Annotated in this window: 3 protein-coding genes and 1 pseudogene; all 4 read left to right on the top strand. The window is 43.1% G+C overall.

The window, feature by feature from the left end:
• Positions 1–102, top strand: a pseudogene (locus WD019_RS21465) (MarR family transcriptional regulator); the annotation flags it as partial.
• A gap of 944 nt (positions 103–1,046) precedes the next feature.
• Positions 1,047–1,376 carry a MobC family plasmid mobilization relaxosome protein gene (locus tag WD019_RS21460; protein ID WP_279693945.1) on the top strand — a complete coding sequence of 110 codons (330 nt, stop codon included), beginning with the start codon at positions 1,047–1,049 and terminating at the stop codon, positions 1,374–1,376.
• Positions 1,343–2,509: a relaxase/mobilization nuclease domain-containing protein gene (locus WD019_RS21455; protein ID WP_279693946.1), complete on the top strand. Its 1,167-nt coding sequence runs from the start codon at positions 1,343–1,345 to the stop codon at positions 2,507–2,509. Before WD019_RS21460 ends, WD019_RS21455 begins: the two co-directional genes overlap by 34 nt.
• A gap of 304 nt (positions 2,510–2,813) precedes the next feature.
• The coding region (locus WD019_RS21450) for a MarR family transcriptional regulator (protein ID WP_425712781.1) at positions 2,814–3,326 on the top strand (513 nt) is incomplete at its 3' end.

The following is a 3,326-nucleotide window of genomic DNA, read 5'->3' as shown; positions in this document are numbered from 1 at the left end:
TATGCAGGAGATAAAGACAGTGTAAATGAAGCCTTACAAGTCATGTTTCATAAAGCTATGAAAATGCCAATATTAAAGGATTTACCAGATAAATTATTTTAGACTGTATCATTTTTGATACGGTCTTTTTTATAGTTTCGTATGTCATGTTTTCATGACACATGTGTCATGTTTTCGTGACATACGAAAATCTCCAAAACCACTGATATATCAACCTTTTTTACACTTTTAAAAGCCTCTCCCTTCTCACTCTATATATAAGGGCTTTTCTCCAAGCAAGGTTCGGGTAGTATTTTTTTGTCCTTCGGAACGCTATCGCTCAAAAAAATCTCCACCCTTTCCCCCTTGCTTTCCGAAATTTTGGCGGTGGTCGTATGTCGCCAAGCTAACCATACTCAAAACGAGGAACCTCGGAGGTTAGCTTGCTCCTGCCATCGTACCGCCAAAACCGCCAGAGCAACCGTTCATAGATTTGTTCTTTTGCCTTATGGATCTACGCAATGCGGGGGCTAGCCCCCACACCCCCAGCCAGCTCCCACCTCAAAACAAGGGGAAAAACCTATAAAGATTTGTCTCCTTTAATCTCGATATGCCCCTGTAAGCTTCATATTTGCCTTTTAAGGGGCTTGTTTTGATTTTGCCTTACTTAACTTAGGGTACAACCATAAAAACGCATAGAGGGCGATTTATGGTGTCTGTCAACGGTACCGGACCGAAGGGAGGATAAGGAGTTGACAGACTCACTTCACCAAGACCCTCTTGGTGTGTCAAAAGTTCACCTTTTGACCTGCCTACCGGCGAGGGAGCCCCCTCAAAAATTGAGGGGGTTGGGGGAGTTTTTTGGAGGGGGTCAAGGGGAAAATTTCCCCTTGTGGGTTTGGGCAAAGCCCAAGGTCTTAGGGGGTTTGGGGCTCGCCCCAACAAGCTGTATTTGGGTACCAAATACGAAGCTTGCCAACCCTACGTAATGCTGATATACTCGGAGACAAGACAACCGAGTATAAGGCATTACTCCAATTGAAAATTGGAAAGGAGGGGCGGTCGTTTTGGGCGAGAACAGGAAAGAGAATCGGCAGATTAAATTTCGTGTGAGCGACCTCGAATTTCAGAAACTTGAGCAGATGGCGAAAGGTTCTGGAATGAGTGTGCCTACCTTCTGCAAGAAGAAGGCACAAGGGGCGAGAATGGCACCTCCCAAGATTGATCGGGAGGGAGCATTCGAGATAGCCCGCCAGTTGCGAGCCATTGGGAACAACGTGAACCAGTTGAGCAGGCGAGCAAATGAGGGCAAGGCAATTCCTGCAGAGGAATTGCAGGACGTACAGAAGGAGTTGCACGCTTTATGGCAACAATTCAACTTGGCAATACAAAAGTAGCCAATAAGCTGATTTCGTACGCTGAGAAGCGAGCAGAGGAGCGTGAAGGGGTCAATTGCCCTGCTGACTATGCCAAGGCTCAATTTAAGGCTACAAGGGAACTGTGGGGCAAAACAGACGGTATTCAAGCCCACCATGTCATTCAATCGTTTAAGCCAGGAGAAGTTTCTCCCGAAATGGCAAACCAAATCGGGCAGGATTTAGCCAGGGAAATAGCGAAAGGTCATGAAGCAGTGGTTTACACGCATACAGACAAAGACCACATACATAATCACATTGTCATCAATGCGGTCAGTTTTGAAGATGGCAAGAAATATCAGTCCTCAAAAAAGGATTTATACAACATTCGTGAGGTGAGCGACCGCTTGTGCTTAGAGAGAGGGCTTTCTGTTGTGAAAGAGCCTTCGGCGCAAACTCGCTATACGTTGGCTGAAAAATCCCTTTTAGAAAAAGGGAAAGACAGTTGGAAAGACGAAATTCGGGAGTGTATTGACCACACCAAAGAAAAGGCTCGTAGCCTTGACGATCTAGCCGATAAATTAAAAAAAGAGTTTAATATCGAAACCAAAATCACTAATAAAAATATTAGCTTCAAGCACCCCGATTCAGAACGCTTTGTGAGGGGGAAAAAGCTTGGTTTAGCTTACGAAAAGGAGACGTTAGCCCATGAGTTTGAAAGAAAAATTGAACGTGGTCAAGAGCGAGGAAGCGCCGACATATCAAGTTCCGCAGGATTCGAGAATGGAAGAACTGAAGCAACTCATGAAGGAGACAGCCGAGCTGAACGGTCTCATGAAAAGCTACATCAGAGTTCACATGGACAAAGACGGGACAAGCCAAATGACGATAGACCACGAACTTTCGAAAATCAGAAAGACCAGTCAGGACGTTCAGGACAAGATGATTTCGATTTTGAAAAAGCTAGACGACACGCAGAGAGATTACGCCAATCAACTGCTGAATCATATGGGAAATGGCAAGAAAGAGATGTCCGCGAACAATCAGCAGACCCTTCAAAAAATGAGCGAAATCGAGGGAATGTTAAGCAGCAGCATGAAAGAGATGACCGCCAAAATGAACGAAAACATGAACGGACTCGAGAGCAGAGCCATGAAATTGATTTCGAACGTTAAGAAGGGTGCTATTGTCACTTACTGGCTAGATGCCCTTAAATACGGCTTAGGAACGGCCGTATGCGTCGTTCCGTTGTATTTGGTGATAAAGTACCTCTTTTCCCTTTTCGGCTGGGAAATGCCTTAAAAAAGGGTTTTAATGCTATGATAGAGAAAGATTTATAAACGAGAAAAACCGCCTTAGCTTTGGACGGCTGGCGGTTTCTCGTATCAATTCAAGGGCTTAGCCCCTTATTTATACTGTTATAAGTGTATTCTACCACATAGGGGCTAATTCCTTCCACACAAGGGAGAGAATTATTTTATGGCAAAAGTTGTAGATTTTAACGAAGCCGAGAAAAAGGCTAGAAAAAGAGATTTTGATTTAGAAAAGCTTCAATATGCTTTGGATCATGGGGGAATCCCTCAAGACCAACTTGAAAATGCTATGGAATTATTAAGTAAGGCTACTGGGAAAGACCTTTACATAGGGACTAAACGCTCACCACAATCGAAAGTGAGGTTTGCTCAATCATTGCAAGAGAACCTAGGCTTTTTAAATGCAAATGGCTATTTAACTAATAAAGAAAAGGTGTTTTTAAGCGATATAACCCCTTTTATAGCTTTTTCAAGTAATTGTATTGTTCATGATATTAAAGCTAAAAATCCCGTTCCTGCTAATGTTTCAGAGATTGCAAAACTAATAGGTATTTCAAGGCAAAATACTAGTTTAGCAATCAATTCCTTAGTTAAAAAAGGACTTTTATTTAAAGGTGAGTCGGGTGTTGAAGGCAATAATGCTAAAGCATATGCAGTCTTTGTAAATCCTCATGTTATC

The sequence above is a fragment of the Fictibacillus sp. Mic-4 genome, from assembly GCF_049843615.1.
Classification (GTDB): Bacteria; Bacillota; Bacilli; order Bacillales; family Fictibacillaceae; genus Fictibacillus_A; species Fictibacillus_A gelatini.
Note: the sequence above shows the minus strand (reverse complement) of the source record. Positions and strands in the feature narration are given on the sequence as shown.

Bases quoted from the DNA above. Each gene is read 5' to 3' on its own strand.
- WD019_RS21455 (WP_279693946.1), top strand. From the start codon at position 1,343: ATGGCAACAATTCAACTTGGCAATACAAAAGTAGCCAATAAGCTGATT.